General features: G+C 64.9%; 19 protein-coding genes and 1 riboswitch. Of the genes, 10 read left to right on the plus strand and 9 right to left on the minus strand.

The genetic code is table 11. The features are described from left to right. Positions 1-216: 216 nt before the first annotated feature. The 5 genes from DIZ22_RS03285 to DIZ22_RS21595 all read right to left on the minus strand — a co-directional run bounded on the left by DIZ22_RS03285 (position 217) and on the right by DIZ22_RS21595 (position 4,365). Complete coding sequence (locus DIZ22_RS03285; protein WP_122927903.1) at positions 217-735, minus strand: helix-turn-helix domain-containing protein; 519 nt, start codon at positions 733-735, stop codon at positions 217-219. Beyond that, entirely contained in the window at positions 732-1,001 is a 270-nt protein-coding gene (locus DIZ22_RS21590; RefSeq protein ID WP_164488842.1) for a hypothetical protein, read from the minus strand. The genes DIZ22_RS03285 and DIZ22_RS21590 overlap by 4 nt, the downstream gene beginning before the upstream one ends. Positions 1,002-1,295: 294 nt before the next feature. After that, positions 1,296-1,754 (minus strand): ASCH domain-containing protein, encoded by a 459-nt coding sequence (locus tag DIZ22_RS22335; protein ID WP_164488843.1) that lies wholly within the window; start codon positions 1,752-1,754, stop codon positions 1,296-1,298. After that, positions 1,751-3,910 (minus strand): GNAT family N-acetyltransferase, encoded by a 2,160-nt coding sequence (locus DIZ22_RS03295; protein WP_122927905.1) that lies wholly within the window; start codon positions 3,908-3,910, stop codon positions 1,751-1,753. Before DIZ22_RS03295 ends, DIZ22_RS22335 begins: the two co-directional genes overlap by 4 nt. Before the next feature lie 86 nt (positions 3,911-3,996). Then, positions 3,997-4,365: a hypothetical protein gene (locus tag DIZ22_RS21595; protein ID WP_164488844.1), complete on the minus strand. Its 369-nt coding sequence runs from the start codon at positions 4,363-4,365 to the stop codon at positions 3,997-3,999. 7 nt (positions 4,366-4,372) lie between these two features. Continuing rightward, positions 4,373-4,585: riboswitch (cobalamin riboswitch) on the plus strand. Positions 4,586-4,864: 279 nt separating this feature from the next. Between DIZ22_RS21595 and DIZ22_RS03300 the strand changes: the two genes are divergently transcribed. From DIZ22_RS03300 to cobJ, 4 genes are read left to right on the plus strand one after another with little or no spacing between them, the layout of a single operon-like run. Then, the gene (locus tag DIZ22_RS03300; RefSeq protein WP_048937523.1) at positions 4,865-5,917 is read left to right on the plus strand and encodes a cobalamin biosynthesis protein CobG; all 1,053 of its coding nucleotides are present in this window, start codon (positions 4,865-4,867) and stop codon (positions 5,915-5,917) included. After that, on the plus strand, positions 5,917-6,546 hold the full coding sequence (locus DIZ22_RS03305; RefSeq protein ID WP_004210124.1) for a precorrin-8X methylmutase: 630 nt from the start codon (positions 5,917-5,919) through the stop codon (positions 6,544-6,546). The genes DIZ22_RS03300 and DIZ22_RS03305 overlap by 1 nt, the downstream gene beginning before the upstream one ends. Then, positions 6,543-7,265: a precorrin-2 C(20)-methyltransferase gene (gene cobI / locus DIZ22_RS03310; RefSeq protein WP_004210125.1), complete on the plus strand. Its 723-nt coding sequence runs from the start codon at positions 6,543-6,545 to the stop codon at positions 7,263-7,265. Before DIZ22_RS03305 ends, cobI begins: the two co-directional genes overlap by 4 nt. After that, a complete protein-coding gene (gene cobJ / locus DIZ22_RS03315; protein WP_122927906.1) occupies positions 7,262-8,044 on the plus strand; it encodes a precorrin-3B C(17)-methyltransferase in 783 nt (260 codons plus the stop codon). Before cobI ends, cobJ begins: the two co-directional genes overlap by 4 nt. Here cobJ and DIZ22_RS03320 read toward each other — a convergent pair. After that, the gene (locus DIZ22_RS03320) at positions 8,005-8,769 is read right to left on the minus strand and encodes a cobalt-precorrin-6A reductase (RefSeq protein ID WP_048937524.1); all 765 of its coding nucleotides are present in this window, start codon (positions 8,767-8,769) and stop codon (positions 8,005-8,007) included. The genes cobJ and DIZ22_RS03320 overlap by 40 nt on opposite strands. On the opposite strand from DIZ22_RS03320, the gene cbiE reads away from it, so the two are divergent. The 6 genes from cbiE to DIZ22_RS03350 all read left to right on the plus strand — a co-directional run bounded on the left by cbiE (position 8,768) and on the right by DIZ22_RS03350 (position 14,003). Next, the gene (gene cbiE, locus DIZ22_RS03325; protein WP_122927907.1) at positions 8,768-9,976 is read left to right on the plus strand and encodes a precorrin-6y C5,15-methyltransferase (decarboxylating) subunit CbiE; all 1,209 of its coding nucleotides are present in this window, start codon (positions 8,768-8,770) and stop codon (positions 9,974-9,976) included. The genes DIZ22_RS03320 and cbiE overlap by 2 nt on opposite strands. Continuing rightward, on the plus strand, positions 9,973-10,335 hold the full coding sequence (locus tag DIZ22_RS03330; protein ID WP_048937526.1) for a cobalamin biosynthesis protein: 363 nt from the start codon (positions 9,973-9,975) through the stop codon (positions 10,333-10,335). Before cbiE ends, DIZ22_RS03330 begins: the two co-directional genes overlap by 4 nt. Continuing rightward, positions 10,332-11,117 carry a precorrin-4 C(11)-methyltransferase gene (gene cobM / locus DIZ22_RS03335; protein WP_048937527.1) on the plus strand — a complete coding sequence of 262 codons (786 nt, stop codon included), beginning with the start codon at positions 10,332-10,334 and terminating at the stop codon, positions 11,115-11,117. The genes DIZ22_RS03330 and cobM overlap by 4 nt, the downstream gene beginning before the upstream one ends. Then, positions 11,114-12,418: a cobyrinate a,c-diamide synthase gene (locus tag DIZ22_RS03340; protein WP_048937528.1), complete on the plus strand. Its 1,305-nt coding sequence runs from the start codon at positions 11,114-11,116 to the stop codon at positions 12,416-12,418. The genes cobM and DIZ22_RS03340 overlap by 4 nt, the downstream gene beginning before the upstream one ends. Beyond that, on the plus strand, positions 12,418-13,170 hold the full coding sequence (gene cobF / locus DIZ22_RS03345; RefSeq protein ID WP_122928748.1) for a precorrin-6A synthase (deacetylating): 753 nt from the start codon (positions 12,418-12,420) through the stop codon (positions 13,168-13,170). The genes DIZ22_RS03340 and cobF overlap by 1 nt, the downstream gene beginning before the upstream one ends. A gap of 182 nt (positions 13,171-13,352) precedes the next feature. Next, entirely contained in the window at positions 13,353-14,003 is a 651-nt protein-coding gene (locus DIZ22_RS03350; RefSeq protein ID WP_048937529.1) for a TetR/AcrR family transcriptional regulator, read from the plus strand. A gap of 60 nt (positions 14,004-14,063) precedes the next feature. Here DIZ22_RS03350 and DIZ22_RS03355 read toward each other — a convergent pair whose 3' ends face one another. The 3 genes from DIZ22_RS03355 to DIZ22_RS03365 all read right to left on the minus strand — a co-directional run bounded on the left by DIZ22_RS03355 (position 14,064) and on the right by DIZ22_RS03365 (position 21,798). Then, positions 14,064-16,334 carry a sulfatase-like hydrolase/transferase gene (locus DIZ22_RS03355; protein ID WP_048937530.1) on the minus strand — a complete coding sequence of 757 codons (2,271 nt, stop codon included), beginning with the start codon at positions 16,332-16,334 and terminating at the stop codon, positions 14,064-14,066. Positions 16,335-16,505: 171 nt separating this feature from the next. Next, the gene (locus tag DIZ22_RS03360) at positions 16,506-19,367 is read right to left on the minus strand and encodes a TonB-dependent receptor (protein WP_048937531.1); all 2,862 of its coding nucleotides are present in this window, start codon (positions 19,365-19,367) and stop codon (positions 16,506-16,508) included. Between the two features lie 343 nt (positions 19,368-19,710). After that, positions 19,711-21,798, minus strand: coding sequence for an acylase (locus DIZ22_RS03365; RefSeq protein WP_234415619.1), 2,088 nt, complete (start codon positions 21,796-21,798; stop codon positions 19,711-19,713). Between the last annotated feature and the right edge of the window lie 52 nt (positions 21,799-21,850).

Below are 21,850 nucleotides of genomic sequence, written 5' to 3' on the forward strand. Positions count from 1 at the left end.
CTTCCACGGGCGACACACCCACCGCTTACCGCGGGGAGGTGGCGACATGAAAGCCTCCATCAAATTGCGGCCCGATGATCTTTGCGTCCTAATACTCGTTGTGCTAAAGCACATGCTGCTACGCCGAGCTTTGGATCGCGCACCTACACAGGGGCCGTGGTTCTGAGCAGGAAAATTGGAGGGGGTCAGATTACCAGTCTGGCCCCCTTTTATTCGTTAAGCAGCCTCCAGTTCGGCTTCGATCCAGCCACGATTAGCCGTATCAACGTGGGTAAAGCTGACTGGGCGATCAGGCGCTTCATCCAGTTCCTCTAGATTTTTAGGCATTTCCAAGATCAATGTAGCGAAGTTGGCTGGGTCGCTCAAAGCCAACAACGTCGTGATCCTCAGAAGCCGATCTTCAGGACCGGGAATATTCACCTTGTCTTTCTCCCAGCGCGCAACTGTCTGCACGCCGGTGCTAAGTCGGTGAGCCAGTTCACCTTGCGTCATATCGATAGCACGGCGAATAAATTTGATTTCTCGGCCGGTCAGCGCTTTGCGGAAGCGCACAAGATGTAAGGAGATAGCCTTGTGCAGGCCCTCAACATCTTCAACTTGCGTCAGTTCTTCACCATTCCGATGAACGATAGAAAAACCGTCGACCAGCCAAATGTTCTCAAGTCCACACCCCTCATAGAGGCGAGGATGGCCATCATTGCTGCGGCCCCTGATGCAAAATAGTTCCTTGTTCATGGCTTTTGATCCCATTGGATGCCTTCGACGAATACCCTCCCTTCAACTACGGCGATCGAGATGACTCCGCCTGCGCGGAATCCTTTGTTGTTGAAGCATACGCTGCACCGCCATTCTCCCCTTGAGTTACCTTGCTGAGCCCTGCCTACCAACTGGCATCGCTTGAGCGCTCTGATGACCAGAATATCGCTGATGTCAAAACGATCCATTGCAAGCCGGGCGTGGGCCATAAACAGCACGGAACCAGCTTCAGCAGCGTCGCGCACGCGATCTTGTACCCCCTCAAACGGGAGGCAAAACTGCAAAACTGTGTTTGTAGCCGATGCCATAATACCTATCATAATGATAGTTTTTGGCGGTGGAGTCAACCAAATCTTAACCAGTTGCATAGTGCCAAGCGGTTTTCGCTACAACTGCCAGACATCAGCGGATTGCATTGGGTAGGCGCTATCAGATGGGGGATGGCTTTTGGTGAGCGGGCAAGACCTGCTCTGACCTGAATTTGACTCAAGGGATTGAGCGGCCGGTGATAGCCGCAGCATTATCACCTGTTATCTCCCTCAAGGATGAATAAACCTATCTTCTGCCGACCCAGCTAGACGATGCAACTGTTGGGCTTCATGGCTGGTGATCGCCATCATCACCTGAGGCGGGTGGAAGCCTTCGCGCAAAAGGCGTAATTGCTCTATCTCGACATACTCGGCGCTGCGTCGCGCGTTTGCCAAAATCAAAACAATAGCTTCCTCGGCACCGTCGAAATATGCGTCGAAATTCACGCGATCAATTCCCGCCTGATCCCCGAACTCCGACCATATATCTGCTGGCTGCCCCCGTACGATGCGTTCGACCGTTGCCATCCCAATCACAGCTCCGACCGGCCGAGTGGCATAAATCCATAAGCGGGTGCCAATAGAGACAGTGGGTATTCGGCGACGAAGCTCGACAGTTTTTGCGCCATCTAGGATGGCGTTAGCATAGCGTGGATGAATTGAGATTATTGCGTCGCTATCGGGCGTCATTTGCTCCACGCGGCCTCGATAATGCGAACCAAATTCTCATGAGATAGGGCGGTCGCAGATATCAGATTGCTGGCTCCGACGGCCCCAAACTCTTTCAAGCAGGCAAAGCTAATGGGCTTCGGGAACGCGATCAAATTATCAAAAGTCGTCATCAGCACTTCATCCATCGAAGAAAAGTCCGAAAGGTCGTCGACCACCACCCTTCGCGCGGCATCTCCTGAAGCGGCCTCCTTAGAGGCAAGAACGGAATCTACAATCCGGGCCACCGCAACGACCGCACTTCGCCCGCCATTTTTTCCGGATTCATAGAATAAAATCGGAAGGCCCGGTCGCATAGCATTTCGAGCGCGGGGCGTATTCACATATGTCCTACGCGACAGGAAGGACGCATTGCGATCCTCTATGAACGAGAGGCGTGTCTGCCTGTTTGTTCCCAACAATTCATCGGCATAGACACGCTGGATAGGGACAATCACGGCCTCTCTGCCCGGCCAAAGATAAATGGTCGGCCCAAACATATCCTCAAAACGCTCTGGTGAAAGGATCAGGGGCTGCCCAGCGCCATTCGTTACGGTGATGCTCCGCCCATCGCCTTCATTGTCTCGAAAATTGGGCCATTGCATCGGCAATCCCAACCCGGTCTTGCGACGGGTTGCCTGTCTTACCGTATCCCATCCTTCCTGTGTGACTGGCTGGCCGATTGCGACTTTTACCAGATCGTGCCCATTGCCTGTGGGGACGAACCCACGGATCGCTGCAAGCGCTCCGACGGTTGGTTGCCCTGGCACATTCAGCAGGCGTATCGCAGCGGGATTGCTTCCGCACGTGTGCTTGACGGCAGCATCCAGTAGATGTTCCGCGTAAAGCTCCCGATCGAGATGGCCAGAGTCTACATTTATAACCAGCCTTGCTTCGCCAGATGTTGAGACGGATGAAGCCAAACAGGCGGTTGCGACAATCTTTGATCCTTCCCAGATTGCCGAGCGCCAACCCGCTGCGCGGCCAATTACAGCGCCGCAGACATCTTCAATAACGCTCGCAGGAACCCCTGATGATCGCAGGTACGCAGCCGCTTCGTCAACGGTCGGCGTTCGACATTCAAAACCTTCACCCCGCCTTTCGGTCGACTCAAGGTGGCTGGTGGTGTCCGGCAACAAGGTTAGGAGTTCATCCAATCCCGCAACATCTATACCAATTTGGCTTAGGAGATCGTCGCGGGCTTCCAATAAGGCCCCATCACTGGTTATGAATCCTGAGACGCGAGATAGCGCAGAATGTGCCAAATGGCGGGAGTCACTTCGGGCTTGGATCGAGCCTGCGCCGGGGTTGTTTCTTTTCGAAAATACGATTTCATGGATTTCGGTGGCAAGACGTTCAAGGTTTTGGGCATCGACGGGAGGAGGAAGTCTTGGCATCTGCAAGGCCATCTGAAGCACAGGGTCGCTGCCTTGATTCACCGAGGTGCGCCTAAGTTCGTTGATAAACTCGGCTGCAATACCAAGCCGAATGCGATGATCTAAAGCCGCACCAAACAGTGCGCAGGCGGATTCGTGCCTTTGACGGTTCCTTACCAGATCGAAAAGGACGTTGAGATCGAAGGTGTAAAAGGACGCCTCAGTTCCAAAGCGTTTCGGCAGCCCGAGATCGATCATGGCAGGCACGGTGGAGAACAGGTTCGGGGTAGCTAAATTTCGAACGCGAACCACGATCGTTCTGCCACGCGCACTGCCACCGGCCTTCGACGATACCGCCTCAAATCCCTGCCGTTCATAGAAAGCCTGCGCATGAGGCAAATCATCCGCGACATTCGCTTTTAAAGTGAGAAAGCCCGCACGTTCCAAATCGGCCACAAGGGCATCGATCAATGCTGACGCAACTTTGTGTCTGCGCCAATCGGGCTTGGTACAGACTTGTTGTACGCGAGCATGAGGGAATACGCCTCCATGCAATATGTAACCTACGACGACACTTTCACCTCGGTCATCATCAGCAAGCATTGCAAATAAGCGCTTTTGAACGATCGCATCTTCGTAGGCCGCATTGGGAAGAAAACCGAGCGCCTCTTTCTCCCCATTCGATAGCGCTATAATTTCATTGAGATGGCGCTTTAGATTGGTAGGGCTTCGTTCAATGACTGTTCGTAGCATGAGCTTCATTGCCGTACCCCCATAATTTCAAGATGACTTGCGGCTACAGCGATCATCTATGTCCGATATGGCTTGGTGCCTATCGCATGGGATGCCTAATTAACAGCCGTCGTCGCGTGAGACAGCAAGCCAAGATGGATAGGAGTGAGCCGACACGCAGGTAGATTCTGCCCAGTTGACGAACCGCTCCATTCCTCTGCTACAATGATGACATCGAGCGGAGCCATCCGACCGATCGGAACGGCGGTTTTGCTGGGGCAAGAAAACTTGGATGCGGCTCCTGCCGCCCCAGCCATAATTTCGGTATCCGACGCCGCGTCGCTTTCCTTGCTTCCGGTTTCCGTTTCGGCATCCTCCGTCGGTATGCCTTGGGCGTCGAGCCGGCAGCGGGACTGCCGATACACATTCCATGTCTTGGCGAAGCCCGATGTTTCGACTAGGGCATCATCGATGCGCCGGTTCATGCTGGTGCATTGCATAACTGACGCCGGTGTTCCGCAAGGAACTTAATCGGGAATGCGGTGCGGGGGCCTGGCCCCTTATTCCGTGGCTGTCCCTGCAACTGTAAGCGGATAGCGCGATGCACGAGCCCATGAGGGCAGCCACTGGACAGAGCGTCCGGGAAGGCGTGCATCCCGCAACGACCCGCGAGCCAGGAGACCTGCCGGCGTTTCGGTCGCTCTTGTCCTGACCCAGGGATTGGTCATGGCACGGTCTCTCTTCCGTCTGGGCGGCGAAGCGTGTGGCTGGGGCTGCACGGCCGCGTGGTGTCGGGCGCCTGTCGCGCCTGCCTGCCACCTCGCGCCGACCGGCGATGCCGGCAAGCCCCGCCTGGTTGCGTCCCGGCGCGCGGAGGATGTGCCTGTGAGCCAGACCGGCGCGGGCAGGGATAGGGCGACCGCGAACCATGCGGTGGTCCACGGGCCGGCCGTTCGGGGCTGGTGTCCCGATGCCTGGCGCCCGATGGCGGCGGGCGACGGGCTGATCGTGCGCGTGAAGCCGCGCTTCGGCCGTCTTTCGGCCGACGACCTGGCGGCGCTGGGCGAAGCGGCGATCGCCCATGGCAACGGCCTGATCGACATGACCCGGCGCGCCAACCTCCAGATCCGCGGCGTGCGCGACGATAGCTGGCGTTCCTTGCTCGACCGGTTGCTCGATCTTGGCCTGGTCGACCACGATGCCAGGCGCGAGGGCGCGCGCATGGTGATGGTCGCGCCGGACTGGCGCGAAGGCGACGACAGCCATCGCATCGCCCGCCAGTTGCTCGATCGCCTGGACGAACTACCGGACTTGCCGGGCAAGATGGGCTTCGTGATCGATGCCGGCGCCGCGCCGCTCCTGTCCGGCGAAGCGGGGGATTTTCGCATCGAGCGGGCGCGGGACGGCGGCCTGATCTTGCGTGCGGAGGGGCGGGCACAAGGCGTGCCGGTGGACAGCGGCGGCGAAGTGGATGCGCTGCTCGCGCTAGCCCGATGGTTCGTGGAGAGCGACGGCGCGCGCGTGGGGCGCATGGCCCGGCATGATGCGCCCCTGCCGGATTGGGCAACGGGCACGGCAGAGGCGGCGTCGCCGAGTGCTCGGCTGATGCCCGGCGCATGGGATGGCGGCATGGCCTACGGTCTTCCCTTCGGCCGGATCGACGCGCGGCATCTTCTCGACGCGCCGGCCATGCGGCTGACCCCGTGGCGCATGCTGCTGGCCGAAGGGCAACTGCCCGGCCTGTGCGCAGACGCTGCCGACCCGCTGATCCATGTGGAGGCTTGCCCCGGCGCGCCTGCCTGCCCGCAGGCGAGTGTGGAGACGCGCGATCTCGCCCGCCAGCTGGCCCCCCATGTGGCGGGCCGCCTTCATGTCTCCGGCTGCGCCAAGGGCTGCGCCAGTTCGATTCCGGCCGACATCGTGCTGACGGGGCGGGACGGGCGCTACGACCTGGCCTTCCATGCCCGCGCAGGATCGGCGCCCGTCCGTCCTGACCTCACCGCCACCGACCTTCTTGCCCATTTCGGAGCCTGTTGATGCCCCATGATTATGAGAGGGATGGCGCGGCGATCTATCGCCAGTCCTTCGCCACCATCCGCGCCGAAGCCGACCTCGGGCGCTTTGCTGCCGAGGAGGAGCCGGTCGCCGTGCGCATGATCCATGCCGCGGGCATGGTGGACCTGGCGGCCCATATCCGCTTTTCGCCGGGCTTTGCAGCGGCGGCGCGGCAGGCCCTGGCCGCAGGGGCACCGGTGCTGTGCGATGCGCGCATGGTGTCGGAAGGGGTCACGCGCGCGCGCCTGCCCGCCGACAATGCCGTGCTCTGCACCCTGCACGACACCGCCGTGCCGGACATGGCGCGGGCGATGGGCAATACCCGATCCGCCGCCGCGCTGGAATTGTGGCGGCCGCATCTTGCCGGGGCACTGGTTGCCATCGGCAATGCGCCCACGGCGCTGTTCCACCTGCTCGACATGCTGGAGGATCCGGCCTGTCCGCGCCCCGCAGCGATCATCGGCTGCCCGGTCGGCTTCGTCGGCGCGGCGGAATCCAAGGCGGCACTGTGGGCGGCGCAGCCGGTCCCCTGCTGCGTCGTCGACGGGCGGCTTGGCGGCAGCGCGATCACGGTCGCGGCGATCAATGCGCTGGCGAGCCGCGCGGAATGAGCGGCACCGTCTATGGCGTGGGCCTTGGCCCCGGCGCGCAGGACTTGCTGAGCGTGCGCGCCGACCGGCTGGTGCGGGGGGGACGGCATGTCGCCTATTTCCGCAAGGCCGGCCGACCGGGGCAGGCGCGCCGCATCGCGCAGGGCATGTTGCGGGACGATGCAATCGAACTGGCGATGGAATATCCGGTGACGACCGAAATTCCGGTCACCGATCCGCGCTATAACGACTGCCTTGCCGCCTTCTATGCCGATTGCACCGGCCGGCTGCTGGCGATCGCGGAGGCGGGCGAGGATGTGGTCGTCTTGTGCGAGGGCGATCCCTTTTTCTACGGCTCCTTCATGCATCTGCACAGCCGGTTGGCGGGGCTGGTCCCGGTCGAAGTGGTCCCCGGCATCATGGGCATGTCGGGCGCGTGGAATGCGACCGGCCTGCCGATCACCTGGGGTGACGATGTGCTGACCGTCGCGATGGCGACGCTGCCGGAAGAGGAACTGGTCCGCCGCATCCGCGATACCGACGCGCTGGTGGTGATGAAGATCGGCCGGCACCTCGCCAAGCTGCGCCGCGCGGTGGCGGCGGCCGGGCGCAGCGATGAAGCATGGCTGGTCGAACATGCCGCCATGCCGGAACAGCGCGTGACCCGGCTGGCCGATGTCGACAGGGTCACGCCCTATTTCTCGATCCTGCTGATCCACGGCCAAGGGCGCCGGCCATGAATCTTGCGGCGGGAGAGGGGGGCTGGATCGCGATCGCGGGGCTTGGGCCAGGGGGCGAAGCGCTGTTGACGCCGGAGGTCGACGCCGCGCTGGCTGCCGCGACCGACGTGGTGGGCTATATCCCCTATGTCGCGCGGGTCGCGCCGCGTGCGGGGCTGGCGTTGCATCCTTCGGACAATCGGGTGGAACTGGACCGGGCGGCCCATGCGCTGGAGCTGGCGGCGCAGGGGCGGCGGGTCGTCGTCGTCTCCTCGGGCGATCCGGGCGTCTTTGCCATGGCATCCGCCCTGTTCGAGGCGCTGGAGGCCGGACCTGCCCACTGGCGCGACATCGACATTCGCGTGCTGCCCGGCATCACCGCGATGCTGGCTGCTGCGGCGCGTGCGGGCGCGCCGCTTGGCCATGATTTCTGTGCGATCAACCTGTCGGACAATCTCAAGCCCTGGTCCCTGATCGAAAAGCGGCTGCGGCTGGCGGCGGAGGCGGATTTCGCCATGGCCTTCTACAATCCCCGGTCGGCGTCGCGGCCGGAAGGGTTCGTGCGCACGCTGGCGCTGTTGCGGGAACTTTGTGGCGATGCACGCCCGATCCTCTTCGCCCGCGCCGTGACCACCGCGCAGGAGACACTGCATATCGTGCCGCTGGGGCAGGCGCGGGCGGACATGGCGGACATGCGCACCATGGTGATCGTCGGGTCGAGCCGGACCCGCATCATCGAGCGGCCGCGCGGGCCGATCCTCTACACGCCGCGCGGCATCCCCGACGAGGCGGCGGGATGAGCGATCCAGTCGAGCACATCCTCGGGCCGGTGGAACTCCCACCGATCGGGCAGCGCGGGCCGGTCGATCATCAGCACGCGCAGGCCCAGCGCGCGCGCGGCGTCCAGCTTGGCGGCTGCGCCCGTGCCACCGGCATTTTTGGCGACGATCAGGTCGATGCGATGATCGCGCAGCAGGCTTGTGTCGTCCGCCACCGTGAACGGGCCGCGATCCACGATCAGGGCATGATCGGGCAGGGGGGGCACCGCGTCCGGCGCATCCACGAAGCGCAGCAGATAATGATGCTGGGGCTGGGCGGCGAAGTCCTCCACATGCATGCGCCCCAGGGCGAGCATGATCCGCTGAGGCGGGCCGTCGAGCGCGGCCACCGCCGCTGCCATGTCCGGCACCGTGGTCCAGCGATCGCCGGGGACGGGCGTCCAGGGCGCACGGGTCAGCGCAGCATGGGCGATTCCCACCCTATGCGCAGCCGCCACCGCATGGGCGCTCATCGTCGCGGCAAAGGGGTGGGTGGCGTCGACCAGATGGGTGATGCCTTCCGCACGCAGATGCGCGACCAGTCCCGCCACCCCGCCAAAGCCGCCGACCCGCACGGGCAGGGGTTGTGCCCGCGGGCTGGCCGTGCGTCCGGCATAGCTGAAGGTCGCGCGGATGCCGCGCGCCGCCAGCAAGGCCGCCAGCGCGCTTGCCTCCGTCGTGCCGCCCAGCAGCAGGATATTGGGCATGGATGACATGAATTCTCCCCCCTGGTTGACGATCGTCGGCATCGGCGAGGACGGGATGGACGGCCTGTCTGCGGCAAGCCGCGCGGCACTGGCGGCGGCGGACCTGGTCATGGGGCCGGCCCGGCACCTTGCGCTGCTCGGCGGGATTAGCGCGCCGATGGTCGAATGGCCAGTGCCCTTCGCGGACGGGATCGCGCGGCTGCTGGCGCATCGTGGGCGGCCGGTGGTGGTGCTGGCGTCGGGCGACCCCTTCTGGTTCGGCGCGGGCAGCAGCATCGCGCGCCATCTGGCGGCCCATGAATGGTGCGCGTATCCCGCGCCCTCCACCTTCGGGCTGGCGGCGGCGCGGCTGGGCTGGGCGATACAGGATGTCGCGTGCCTTGGCCTGCATGCCGCGCCGCTGGATCAGTTGCGTCCGCACCTCGCGCCGGGCGCGCGGGCGCTGGTGCTGCTGCGCGACGGGGCGGCGGTGGCGGGACTTGGCGCCTGGTTGTCGGCCAGGGGATTTGGCGCGTCGCGCCTGCATGTGCTGGAAAGCCTCGGCGGCCCGCGCGAACGGATCCGGTCGATCGAGGCGGGGGCGACGATACTGCCCGACATCGTTCATCCCGTGGCGGTCGGGCTGGAGGTCGCCGGTGACGGCCCTGTCCTGACGGTCGCCAGTGGTCGACCCGACGCGCTGTTCGACCATGACGGACAGATCACCAAGGCGCCGGTGCGCGCCCTGACCCTGTCGGCGCTGGCGCCCCGGCCGGGCGACTATCTGTGGGACATTGGCGCGGGCTCGGGATCGATCGCGATCGAATGGCTGCTGGCCCATCCCGCCAATCGCGCCTGCGCGATGGAGGCCGATCCGGCCCGTGCGGATCGCGCCCGCGCCAATGCCCGTGCGCTGGGCGTGGATCGGCTGGAGCTGATGATCGGTCGATCGCCGGACGTGCTGCCTGATGGTCCGATGCCGCAGGCGGTCTTCATCGGTGGTGGTCTGTCGCAGGCGCTGCTGGAACGGCTGGAGGCGCTGCTGCCACCCGGCACGCGGCTGGTCGCCAATGCCGTGACATTGGAGTCGGAGGCGCTGCTGGCGCTCTGGCACGGGCGGCGGGGCGGCAGCCTGCTGCGCATCGAACTGGCCGACGCCGCGCCGCTCGGCAATCGCCATGGCTGGCGGTCGCGCTATCCGGTGGTGCAGTGGAGCGTCACGCTATGATCGTCGCGGGCTTCGGTTTCCGTGCCGGCGCGACCACCGCGTCCCTGCGGGCGGCGCTGGTGGCGGCCGGCGGCGGACGGGATGTCACCCATCTCGCCACGCTGGCGGACAAGGCCGGGGGGCTGGCGGAACTGGCCGCGCAACTGGCCCTGCCGCTCATCCCCATTGCGGCCGATCGCCTCGCGTCCCTGCCCACCATCACCCGATCGCCGGCCTCGCTGGGCGCGCGCGGCACCGGCAGCGTCGCCGAAGCCTGTGCCCTGGCCGGCGCGGGGGAAGGCGCCCGCCTGCGCGCAGCCCGCAGCCTTTCCCCCGATCGCATGGCGACCTGCGCCATCGCTCAAGGAGCATCATCATGACCGTCCATTTCATCGGCGCCGGCCCTGGCGCGCCCGACCTTCTGACCCTGCGCGGCCGCGATCTGATCGCGGCCAGCCCGATATGCCTCTATGCCGGGTCGCTGGTGCCGGCGGAGGTGCTGGGTCATTGCCCGCCCGGCGCGCGCATCGTCAATACCGCGCCCATGGACCTGGACGCCATCGTGGCGGAGATCGCCGCCGCCCACGCCGCCGGGCAGGATGTGGCGCGGCTCCATTCCGGCGACCTGTCGGTCTGGTCGGCCATGGGCGAGCAGATCCGCCGCCTCCGGGCGCTGGACATCCCCTTCACCGTGACGCCCGGCGTGCCCGCCTTCGCTGCGGCGGCCGCTGCGCTGGAGGTGGAGCTGACGTTGCCTGAACTGGCCCAGTCGCTCGTCCTGACGCGCACGCCGGGGCGGGCCAGCACCATGCCCCCGGCCGAGAGCCTGACCAATTTCGCGGTGACGGGCGCGACCCTGGCCGTCCATCTGTCGATCCACAATCTGGCGCAGGTGGTGGCGGATCTCATGCCGGCCTATGGGCAATCCTGCCCGGTCGCGGTCGTGTGGCGGGCAAGCTGGCCCGACCAGCGGATCGTGCGGGCGACCCTTTCGTCGATCGAGGCAGCGGTCGCGGGCAGCATGGAGCGCACCGCCATCATCCTGGTCGGCCCGGCGCTGGATGCGGCGGATTTTGCCGAAAGCAGCCTCTATGCGCAGGGCTATGACCGGCGTTTCCGGCCCCAGCATGCCGGATCGCGCTACGCCGGGTCGTCCGAGTGACGGTGCCGGGCCTGCTCGTTTCGGCGCCCGCATCGGGCACCGGCAAGACGACCGTCACGCTCGGCCTGCTCCGCGCGCTGCGCGAAGCGGGCGTGACGGTGCAGCCGTTCAAATGCGGGCCGGACTATATCGACCCGGCCTTCCATCGCGCCGCCTGTGGCCGGCCGTCCTTCAACCTGGACAGTTGGGCGATGGACGGCGCGCTGCTGGACCGTGTGGCGGCCGAGGCCGGCGATGCCGACATGATCGTGGCCGAAGGGGCGATGGGCCTGTTCGACGGGGTGGCGGGTCGGGGTGCGGCCGGCCATGGCACCGCCGCCGACGTGGCGCGCCGCATGGGCTGGCCGGTGCTGCTGGTGCTCGACATATCCGGACAGGCGCAATCCTCTGCGGCGACGGCGCTGGGCTTTGCGCGTTTCGATCCCGATGTGACGATTGCGGGCGTCATCCTCAATCGCGTCGCGAGCCCGCGCCATGAACGGCTGGCGCGGGCAGGGCTGGCGGCGGCGGGCATTGCGGTGTTCGGCGCCTTGCCCCGGCACGCGGACCTCAGCCTGCCCGAGCGGCATCTGGGGCTGGTGCAGGCCGGCGAGCAGCAGGGGCTCGATCAGGCGCTGGAGCGCCATGGCGCACTCATGCGGGAGCGGGTCGATCTCGCCGCGGTTCGGGACGCCGCACGGGCGCACGGCGTCAGGGCCGGCGCGCGCCTGCCCGATCCCCCGGCACAACGGATCGCGGTGGCGCAGGACGTGGCTTTCTCCTTCCTCTACCCGCATCTCCTCGAAGGCTGGCGACAGGCCGGGGCGCAGATCATGCCCTTCTCCCCGCTGGCCGATGAGGCGCCAGCCGACGATGCCGACCTGATCTGGCTGCCCGGCGGCTATCCCGAACTGCACGCCGGGACCATCGCCGGCGCGCAGCACTTTCTGACGGGCCTGCGCCGCCATGCTCAGGATCGGCCGGTCCATGGCGAATGCGGCGGCTATATGGTGCTGGGGGATGCGCTGATCGACCGGGACGGCACCGCCCATCGCATGGCCGGGCTGCTCGGCCTTGTCACTAGCCATGCGGATCGCCGCCTGCATCTGGGCTATCGGCGGGCGGAGCTGCTGGCGCCTGTCGCGGGGCTGCGCGCCGGCACCATGCTGCGCGGCCATGAGTTCCATTATTCGACCATCCTGGGCCAAGATGACGCGCCGCTGATGCGGGTGACCGATGCCGATGGTGCTGCGGTCGCGGAAACCGGCTCGCGGCGCGGCTGGGCCAGCGGTTCCTTCTTCCACATGATTGCGAGCGCATGATGATCGACCTGCATCTGATCGGCATCGGCACCGGCAATCCGGATCATCTGACGACCCAGGCGGTGCGGGCGATGAACAGCGCCGACCTCATCCTGCTGCCGCGCAAGGGCAGTGCCAAGTCCGACCTTGTCGACCTGCGCCGCACCATCTGCGCGGCCGTGCTGACGCGGGCGGTGCGGGTGGTGGAGTTCGACCTGCCCGTGCGCGATGCGCGCGGCGACTATATTGGCGGCGTCCAGGACTGGCACGATGCCATCACGCAGGCCTGGGCCGGACAGATCGCACGCCACCTGCCCGATGGCGGCCGCCTTGCCCTGCTGGTCTGGGGCGATCCCTCCCTTTATGACAGCAGCCTGCGGATCGCCGACCGGCTGGCGGAGAGGGGGCTGGCGATCCGGGTAAGCGTCGTGCCGGGCATCACCAGCCTGCAGGCGCTGACCGCGGCCCACGCCATCCCCCTCAACCGGCTGGGCGCGCCGGTGGTCATCACGACCGGGCGCCGGCTGCGCGACGATGGTTGGCCGGCCGACGGCGACAGCGTCGCCGTGATGCTGGATCAGGGCTGTGCCTTCGACGCGCTCAATCCCGCCGGCATCCATATCTGGTGGGGGGCCTATCTCGGCATGGAACATCAACTCCTGGTCGAAGGGCCGCTGGCGGTCGTGCGGGACAGGATCGCGGGGCTCCGCGCGCAGGAACGGGCCCGGCATGGCTGGATCATGGACATCTATCTGATGCGCAGGGGGGCGTGATCCTGGCGGCGGCGCGATGCGCGAAAGCGGGCCGGTGCTGTTAAATTCCGCGCTCCCCGCTTGTCGAAAGGGGCTGGTTTCCAGCGCCATCCGGCAATAATTTGCCCTGCAATTGCCGGGAGATGATTGCCTTGCCAGAGTTGAGCGCCGTCAGGAAACGGGTGCGTCATGCAGAGCCGCCGATGGTGCGGCTCATCCGCGCTGCCGAAACATTGTTCGCGGCGCGCGGCATCGATGCTGTGTCGATGCGCGAGATTGCCACGGCCGCCCGCTGTGGCGACACCAATGCCGTCACCTATTATTTCGGATCGAAGGATGGGCTGCTCGCCGCCGTCTTCGGCGCCCGTGTGGAGCAGATGGATCCGATACGCGGCCGGATGCTGGCGCAGGCGGAAGCGAGCGGTCATCTGGGCGATCCGATGGCATTGCTGGGTATGTTGCTGTTGCCGCAGCTTGACCTGAAGGATGAAGCAGGTGCTCATCCCTATGCCCATTTCCTGCTGCATTTCGCGACCCAATATTGGTCGCTGACCTCCAGCCTGTTCGCGGCGGTCGAGGACAGGGCGCAGAACCTGTTCCGGGTGATCGGCCATCTGCGCGCGCTGATGGAGGGGGTGCATCCCGACGTCGCGCGCAACCGCATCCTGCTCTGCAACATGATGCTGCAGAGCCTGCTAGTTCGCTGGGACCATATGCCGCCCGAGGATCGCACCGTGCCGCTGGAGGCGCATGTCCGCGACGTGATGATGAGCGCGCGCGCCAGCCTGCTCGCCCCGCCGGGGGAACCGGACCTGCCGGTGTCGGTGGAGGCCTGGCTGGCGCGCTATTGCTAAAGCATTTTGAAGTCAGCTGGCACAGCTGACGGCTCGCAAAATGCGAAAAGCAAAGGGACCCTAGGGCAGGCTGATATCCACCTGCTCGATCGTCCCGGTGAAGTGGCTGCTGACCACATCATATGCAGGATCGACCGGGCTGATACTGTCCTGGCCGATCTCGAAATCCTCGGTGTGCGACACGACGAGCGCGAAGGTGCGGTCGATCCGGCCGCGCGCGACCTTTTTTCCATCCACCAGCAGCGTGGCGGTGGCGCCGCTGGTCGGCGCTTCCCGGTCCATGACAAAGCGCAGGCCGATATCGTGCCGCCCCGCCGTCAGGGGCGCGGTGCCGGCAATCCGGCTCATATGGGCGGGCGTCAGATTATAGGTGAATCTGGGCCGCCCCTGGTCGAGGAACAGGCTGTAGCCGCCGAAACGGCCGCCATGCACGGCGATGACGCCCTGGCCGCCATCGGCAGGAGCCGTGACTTGCGCGCGGATGGTGAAGGAATGGCCGACTAGGCCCGGCGCCGCGCTCTCTGGAATAGGGCCGATCGGGCCATGATAGGTGAACAGGGCGCGCCCGGCATTAGGATCGGGCCGGCCCTTCTGCCCGCCTTCGCTGCCATGGATCGGCAGGATGCCGGCGGTCGCCGCTTCAGCCCAGAACAGATCCTTGAGCGCGGCGAGCTTTTGCGGCTGGGCAGCGGCCAGGTCATGCGCTTCGCTGAAGTCCGAGCGGGTATCATATAGCTGCCAGACGCGCTGGTCGATCGGCACGGGCGGCGGCGGCGTGCGTTCCCACGGCGTCACCATCGGCGCGGTCGCGGCCACCCAGCCATCCTTGTAGACGCTCAGATTCTGCGCCATCGCGAACACCTGGGTCGTGCGGTGCGAGGGGGCGTCCTTCGCGGCGAAGCTGTAACCCATGCTGATTCCGGTGATCGGCTTTTGCGGTACGCCGTCCAGTATCTCGGGCGCCTTCACCCCGGCGGCCTCCAGCACGGTCGGCATGATGTCGCTGACATGGTGGAACTGGCTGCGCAGCCCGCCCGGATCCTGGATATGGCGCGGCCAGGACATGACCATGCCGTTGCGCGTGCCGCCGAAATGAGAGCCATAGCGCTTGGCCCAGGGGAAGGGAGCGTTGAGCGCCCAGCCCCATCCGCCGGGGATCAGATTATAGGCATGTCGCGTGCCGATATCGTCGATATGGGCAAGGGCATAATCGGGATTTTCCTTCACCCCGCTCAGCGCCGACTGCTCGAACAGCTTGCCGTCGAAACTGCCTTCCGCGCTCGCGCCATTGTCGCCCTGGATATAGATGATCAGCGTGTTGTCGATCTCGCCATTGTCGCGCAGCCGCTGGATGACGCGGCCGATCTGCGCGTCGGCATAGGCGAGCGACGCGGCATAAGCCTCCATATAGCGGGCATAGAGGCGCTTCTGATCGGCGGTCAGGCTGTCCCAGCGCGGCAATGTGTCGGGCCGGGGGGCATCGTCCGTCCCCTGCGGGATCACGCCCAGCCGCTTCTGCCGGGCGACCGTTTCCGCCCGCATCGCGTCCCAGCCGGCATCGAATTTGCCACGAAAGCGTGCCATCCAGTCGGCGGGCGGCTGGTTGGGGGCATGGGCGGTGCCGGTCGCATAATAGAGGAGAAAGGGCTTGTCCGGGGCGGCCGCATGCTGCTCGTCGATCCAGCGGATCGCGTGATCGGCCAGGTCATGTTCCAGATGATAGGTGGGATCGGCTGGTGCCTGCACATGCGCGGTATTTTCGACCAGATTGGGTTCGGCCATGCTGCTGTCGGCCCCCAGGAAGCCGTAGAAATATTCGAAGCCCAGGCCCGTGGGCCAGCGATCGAACGGTCCGGCGCGGCTCATTTCCCATTCCGGGGTGACATGCCCCTTGCCGATCATCGCCGTATTATAGCCATTTTCCTTCAGGATCTGGGCCATGGTGCCGGCGCTTTTGGGGATCACGCTGTTATAGCCGTCATAGCCGGTCGCCCAGTTGGCGACATAGCCCATGCCGACCGCCTGCGGATCGCGCCCGGTCAGCAGCGAGGCGCGGGTCGGCGAACAGATGGCGGTGGTGTTGAACTGGTTATAACGCAGGCCGGCCTGCGCGAGCGCGTCGAAGGTCGGCGTCGGGATCGGGCCGCCAAAGGTGCTGCTGGCGCCAAAGCCGACATCATCGGTCATGACGATCAGAATATTGGGAGCCCCCTTGGCGGCGCGGACTGGCTGAGGCCAGCTGGGTGGCGAGGATTCCGCTGGCGTGCGGCCATAGATTTTCGCGGCCGAAGCATCGGAGGTCTGGGCGACGGCAGGCGCTGAGAGCGCCATGAGCAGCGCCAGGGAGGATGCCGCGCTCAAGACCCTGCTGGACGGGCGATGGAAGGGACGGGGCGAAGCATGGGGCAAGGCGACCTCCTTGGACAAAAAAGAGACGCCGGTTGCATTGGCAGCCGGCGCCCAGGGAGAGAGATACGGCGGCACCAGGCCGCCGTCCGGCTTTCAGAACTTGAAGCGGATGCCGCCCGTGAAGGCGCGGCCTACCGTGTCGTAAAGCGCGAAATTGGTGGCGATGTTGACGCCTGGAATGGTGCCGGGGATCAACGGCGGATCCTTGTCGAACAGATTGTTGACGGTGCCGAAGAATTCGACGTGACCGTTGGCCACGGGCAAGCGGTAGCTGAGCGTCATGTCGGTATAGCCGACCGCGCCGATCGTCTGGCCAAGGCCGTTTCCCAGCCCGCCGGGGATGCCCAGCTTCACCTTGCCGATCAGCTGCTGGTTGAGGAAGACGCCGACCCGGCCAATCTCGTAATTGACGCTGAGCGTGCCACGCCAGCGCGGGCGGCCTTCCGGTGTGCTGCTGATCGTGCTGATCCCGGCATATTCCAGCACGGGCGCGGTCGACGACTGCTGGGTCTGATAGGTGTCGAGATAGCTGGCATAGAGGCGCAGGCCCAGATTGCCGCCCGCCAGTTCGGTCCGGTAGGACGCGTCGAAATCGATGCCGCTGGTTTCCAGATAGGCGATATTGGCGGGCGCCACCCGGATCTGGCTGGGGAAGGATGTCGGCGTGTCGCGGGTGACGAGCGCACATTCGGGCGCGGTGCCGCCGCTCTGGCTGCAATTGTTGACGATCTGGGTCAGGCTCAACGTGCCGATCGCATCCTTGATCTTGATCCGGTAATAATCGACCGACAGGCTGAGCCCCGGCAGGAGGGAAGGCGTGATGACTGCGCCAAAGGTCAGCGTATCGGCCTTTTCCGGTTTCAGATCGGGGTTGCCGCCCGTCACCTGCGGCACATTGGCGGTGATGCCGCTGACCGGATCGACCAGCAGGCTGATCGCGCTCTGATCGCCGGCAAACAGCTCGAACAGATTGGGCGCGCGGATATCGCGCGAGACCGACCCGCGCAGCAGCAGGTCGCTGATCGGCTTCCAGGTGGCGCCGAGCTTCCAGGTCTTGACCGATCCCGACGTGCTGTAATCGGTGTAGCGGCCGGCCGCGTTCAGGCTCAGTTCCTGTGCAAAGGGCTGGTCCTTGAGCAGCGGCACCGCCAATTCGCCGAACACTTCCTTGACGCTCAGGTCGCCCGACGCCTCGCCGACATTGGTCAGCCAATAATGATAAACCGACGAAGGCACGCCGCGCAGGCCGGCGAAATAGGCGCTGCGTTCCGCCGTCGTGTCGAGATCGGCGGGGTTGGCATTGCTGGTCAGGCGCAGGCTCTGGCGGCGATATTCCGCACCCAGCGCGACGTCGACCGGACCGGCGGGCAGGTCGAACAGGGCGCCCTGGATGCTAGCCGACATGGCGTTCTGCCAGATGCGGGCGCGGTACCGCGACGTACCCACGACATAGTCATAGCCAGGCTGACTGGCATAGGCGTCGCCGGTGGCCAGCAGATTGAAAGGCTGGCAGTTGGCGTAGCGGGCCGCGATCGTCGGATCGGCGCTCAGGCTGGCCCGGCAGACGGTCTGGCCGCTGCCATTGCGCACGGCATCGGTCGCGGCATAGAAATGCTGCCAATCCCAGACGCCTTCCTGTGCGACCGAGAAATTGGAGTCGCCATGGTTGAAGGCGACATTCCATTTCCATTTGTCCGCCAGCGTCCCTTCGAACCCGGCATTGACCATCCAGTAATCGGTGCGTTCCGTCGTGTGGGGCCGGGGTGAATTGGCGCCATAGCGGGCGAGCGTGATCGACTGGCTGGTCGGGGTGAAGGCGGCCTGAAGTTCGGCCGGCAGATAGGGATTGCCGCTGTAGAGCGTGGCGGCCGTTGGCGGCACCAGGCTGTTGGCGAGCGAGGTGTAGGACAGGTCGCTGCGCGAGAAGCTGCCCTGGACATAGCCGGTCACGTCCGGCGTGAAGTCCCAGCTCGCCCGGCCAAAGGCCTGATAGGTATGCAGCGGGGCGACCGCCTGCGTGTCAGGCGAGATCGCATAACCGTCTCCCCCGACAAAATAGCCCGGCGATCCGGTTGCCGTGCCGTTGCTGAACGGCACCAGCGCGCCATTGGCGTCGAATCGGTAGTTGGTGAATGGCCCCGACGTGATCTTGCCATATTCCGATGCGGCGCTCAGCGTCACGCCGGATGCGATCATATAGGGATTGAGCGAGCCGCCGGGCGAACAGGCGGTCGGATCGGCCGCAGCATTGGGATTGGTGCAGCCGACCGTGCTGCCGACATAGCTATAGGCGCCACGTCCCAGCTTGCGGTCGCTGCGCAGCATGCCATTATTCTTGAAAGTCTCGGCGCTCAGCAACAGATGGCCGCGATCGCCACCGAAGTCGAAACCGCCGGCGATACCGAAGCGATAGCCCTGATTATCACCGCGCTGCGACGTCGAGCCCTGGGCGACGCCGGTCAGGCCGGTAAATTTCTTGTCGAGCACGAAATTGACGACGCCCGAGACGGCGTCGGAGCCATAGGCTGCCGAAGCGCCGCCGGTCACCACGTCCACCCGCTGGATCAGCAGGTTGGGGATGACATTGACATCGACCGTGCCGAGATAGGTGGTCGGCGCCACCCGCTGGCCATCGAACAGGATCAGCGTGCGCAGCGGCCCGACGCCGCGCAAATTGAGCACATTGCCGTGCGCCGCGGTGTTGGCGAAATTCATCGAACTGCGCGACGGGCTGGACGAGTTCTGGAACTGCGGCAGCTTGTTGAGCGCGTCGGGAATGTTGGACGGGGTCGCCTTCACCAGCTCTTCGGTCGATGCGACGGTCACCGGCGTCGGCGCGGTATAGCCATCGCGCACGATGCGGGTTCCGGTGACGACGATATCCTGGGCTGATGCCTGTCCGCTCTGGGCGTCCGCCGGCGGCGTGGCCTCCTGGGCGGCGGCCGCGCTGGCCATCGTGAACAGGGCGGTACCCGTCAGGAATAATGAAGACGCTCGTCCTCGCATTGCACTTCTCCCCATCCTCTCGGTTTATTTTTATCCGATAGTGCAATTTTGATATTAACGCAGTTGATTGAAGTCAACGCAAATATGCGTTGAGGGTCATATTTTCGGATGGCGAGCGGTCTGGGCAGGGGGAGTGCGCATCACTGAGCCGCAACGCGGGGTTGCGACGACGAGGCTTTGATGGGCGAAGAGGGGTAAAAGGGGAGCGGCTTTGTGCCTGCGTGATGCAGCACAGCCGCATCCATTCGCGCGCGCCGGGATGCAGCACCTGCACCCCGGCGCGCGCTGCTTGTCAGAACGCGGTCTTCTCTTCCAGATGCCCTTCCACGTCAGCACGACTGATCCACAGGGTGCGGAACTTCTTGTCGGCCAGCAATTGCAACTGGTCGCTATTGTGCCGGGAACCGGGCTGGCTGCTATTGCCATAGCTCATCAGGCCGACGGCCTTCATCGGCGTGCCGAATTCGACCATGGAAACCCATGTCTCGCCATGGACTGGCGTGCGCTCGCCATTCTTCATCGGCCCCCAGGTGATGGTGCGAAACACGCCGGTATTGCCGAAGCCGCCATTGGCCGGCACGCTGACATCGCCGATATGGAAGCGTGAAACCTCCCCGAACGGCCGGTCGATCGCCCCATAAAGCTGCTTCGTCTTCGCCACCGCTTCCTTCAGCATGGCGACGGCCGCCGCCGGGTCTTTCAGGCCGCGTGGGGTTTCCAGCGGGTCATCCAGCGTCCATTTGACGGCATAGTTGGACTGGTCGGTGAAATTCTTGGGCGCGAAGAGGCCGGCCCAGGTTTCGAACAGCAGCGCAGCGCGGCTGTCGGGTTCGAACCGGTGGTCCCAGCCCTTGAGCAATGCCGTGGCCGCCTGCACATCGGCATCGTTCGATCCGGCGGCTGCCGCCAGCAGGTCGGGCAGCATCCGTTCCGCCATCAGCGAGGTGGTGGTCAGCTTGCGCGACACGAAATCGTCGAAGCTGATCTTGGGCGTCTGACTCATCAGCTTGACCGACATCTGTGCCCGCTGGCTCATCGGCCCGACCGGCGCGACATAGGCAGGGAAGCTCTTGGGATCGAGCGCGCGGGGCCAGGTCGCCAGCCATGGCGGATCATTGGCGTTCTGGACGAAGCCGGTGGCCGGATCGAGCAGCTTGGGCATGTCGTCATAGCTGTGGACATCCTTCCACAGCGTGGCCGAGGTATCGCCCGGCACCGGCGCCGACCAATATTTGAGGTCGCCGCTCGCATGCTTGGGCAGCAGGCCGTTGTCGAGATAGAGGATATGGCCGGCGCGGTCGGCATAGATGATGTTGAACATCACCACCTGCATCTTGCGCAGCGCCTTTTCGAACGCGCCCCAGTCGCGCGCCTTGCCCATCTCCAGATATTGCTCCAGCACGCCGGGCCGGTCGAGGCCGGCGACTTTGAGCGCGACCGTCGTCTTGCCGTCAGGCAGGGTGAAGACCGGGCCATGGACCGTGCTCTTCTGTTCGAAGCTGACGCTCTTCAGCGTGCCGTCCGCCTGCTTGACCTTGTAGCTCTTCGTCACCGTATCGAACGGCAGCGTCTTGCCGTCGAAGCGATAGCCATCGCCTTCCAGCACCAGCTTATAGCTCGTGAAACCCTGCATCGTGTTGACGGTGTTGGTGAAGCCAAGATCATTGTTGAAGCCGAAGCGCAACACCGGCAGGCCGACCTGTGTCGCGCCGTAGATGGCCAGGCCCGGCGCGGTGATCTGTGCCTCATAATAAGTAAGCTGGCTCGGCGCCCAGGGCAGATGCGGGTTGGCGAGCAGCATCGCCTTGCCGCTGGCCGAGCGCGAAGGCGCGACCGCCCAGGCGTTCGACCCGCCCGCCTCGTTGATCGACGGATCGGTCAGCACCTTCCGGTCGGATGCGATATAGCCGAAATTCATCAGCCGCTGGGCATGGGCGATGATGTCGACGCCCCGGAGCGGTAGCACGACCTTCACTTCCGGCGCGATTCTGTCGGGATGGGCGGCGGCATAGGCATTCACCCCGGCTGCAAAGGCTTCGAGATTCTTCTGCATTTGCGGCGTCTGCTGTCTGAACCACTGGGCGGAGCGGGCCGGCACGTCATTGGCGACCAGCCATTTGTCCTGGCTCTCATATTTTTCGCCCCAATATTCGGCAGCGCGAGCGCGGCTTTCGCCATACATGCGCAACAGCAGGTTGCCGTGGCTCTGGGCCTGGGCATAGCCAAAGCCGTAGAAGCCGCCTTCCTCGGTCTTTGCGTAGATATGGGGCACGCCGAAACTGTCCCATAATATTTCGCCGCCGCCCCAACGCGTGGAGGGGGCCGCTACCGAGGCGGTCATCGCGGAGGAAGCAGCCAGGGCCGCCAGCCAGATCGTCATATGGCGCATCGCCATCATTCTCCCGTCAGTGCAGAAAATGCGCCGCCCCGTG

This window comes from Sphingobium sp. LF-16 (assembly GCF_003711185.1).
GTDB classification, from domain to species: Bacteria; Pseudomonadota; Alphaproteobacteria; order Sphingomonadales; family Sphingomonadaceae; genus Sphingobium; species Sphingobium yanoikuyae_A.

What these genes read in the sequence shown, in the direction of transcription:
- DIZ22_RS03350 (WP_048937529.1), top strand. Translation starts at nt 13,353, where the DNA reads ATGGTGCGGCTCATCCGCGCTGCCGAAACATTGTTCGCGGCGCGCGGC.
- DIZ22_RS22335 (WP_164488843.1), bottom strand. Translation starts at nt 1,754, where the DNA reads ATGACGCCCGATAGCGACGCAATAATCTCAATTCATCCACGCTATGCT.
- DIZ22_RS03300 (WP_048937523.1), top strand. Translation starts at nt 4,865, where the DNA reads ATGGCGGCGGGCGACGGGCTGATCGTGCGCGTGAAGCCGCGCTTCGGC.
- cobJ (WP_122927906.1), top strand. Translation starts at nt 7,262, where the DNA reads ATGAATCTTGCGGCGGGAGAGGGGGGCTGGATCGCGATCGCGGGGCTT.
- DIZ22_RS03330 (WP_048937526.1), top strand. Translation starts at nt 9,973, where the DNA reads ATGATCGTCGCGGGCTTCGGTTTCCGTGCCGGCGCGACCACCGCGTCC.
- cbiE (WP_122927907.1), top strand. Translation starts at nt 8,768, where the DNA reads ATGGATGACATGAATTCTCCCCCCTGGTTGACGATCGTCGGCATCGGC.
- DIZ22_RS03355 (WP_048937530.1), bottom strand. Translation starts at nt 16,334, where the DNA reads ATGGCGCTCTCAGCGCCTGCCGTCGCCCAGACCTCCGATGCTTCGGCC.
- DIZ22_RS03360 (WP_048937531.1), bottom strand. Translation starts at nt 19,367, where the DNA reads ATGGCCAGCGCGGCCGCCGCCCAGGAGGCCACGCCGCCGGCGGACGCC.
- DIZ22_RS03295 (WP_122927905.1), bottom strand. Translation starts at nt 3,910, where the DNA reads ATGAAGCTCATGCTACGAACAGTCATTGAACGAAGCCCTACCAATCTA.
- cobM (WP_048937527.1), top strand. Translation starts at nt 10,332, where the DNA reads ATGACCGTCCATTTCATCGGCGCCGGCCCTGGCGCGCCCGACCTTCTG.
- cobI (WP_004210125.1), top strand. Translation starts at nt 6,543, where the DNA reads ATGAGCGGCACCGTCTATGGCGTGGGCCTTGGCCCCGGCGCGCAGGAC.
- DIZ22_RS03365 (WP_234415619.1), bottom strand. Translation starts at nt 21,798, where the DNA reads ATGACGATCTGGCTGGCGGCCCTGGCTGCTTCCTCCGCGATGACCGCC.
- DIZ22_RS21595 (WP_164488844.1), bottom strand. Translation starts at nt 4,365, where the DNA reads ATGAACCGGCGCATCGATGATGCCCTAGTCGAAACATCGGGCTTCGCC.
- DIZ22_RS03285 (WP_122927903.1), bottom strand. Translation starts at nt 735, where the DNA reads ATGAACAAGGAACTATTTTGCATCAGGGGCCGCAGCAATGATGGCCAT.
- DIZ22_RS03320 (WP_048937524.1), bottom strand. Translation starts at nt 8,769, where the DNA reads ATGCCCAATATCCTGCTGCTGGGCGGCACGACGGAGGCAAGCGCGCTG.
- DIZ22_RS03305 (WP_004210124.1), top strand. Translation starts at nt 5,917, where the DNA reads ATGCCCCATGATTATGAGAGGGATGGCGCGGCGATCTATCGCCAGTCC.
- cobF (WP_122928748.1), top strand. Translation starts at nt 12,418, where the DNA reads ATGATCGACCTGCATCTGATCGGCATCGGCACCGGCAATCCGGATCAT.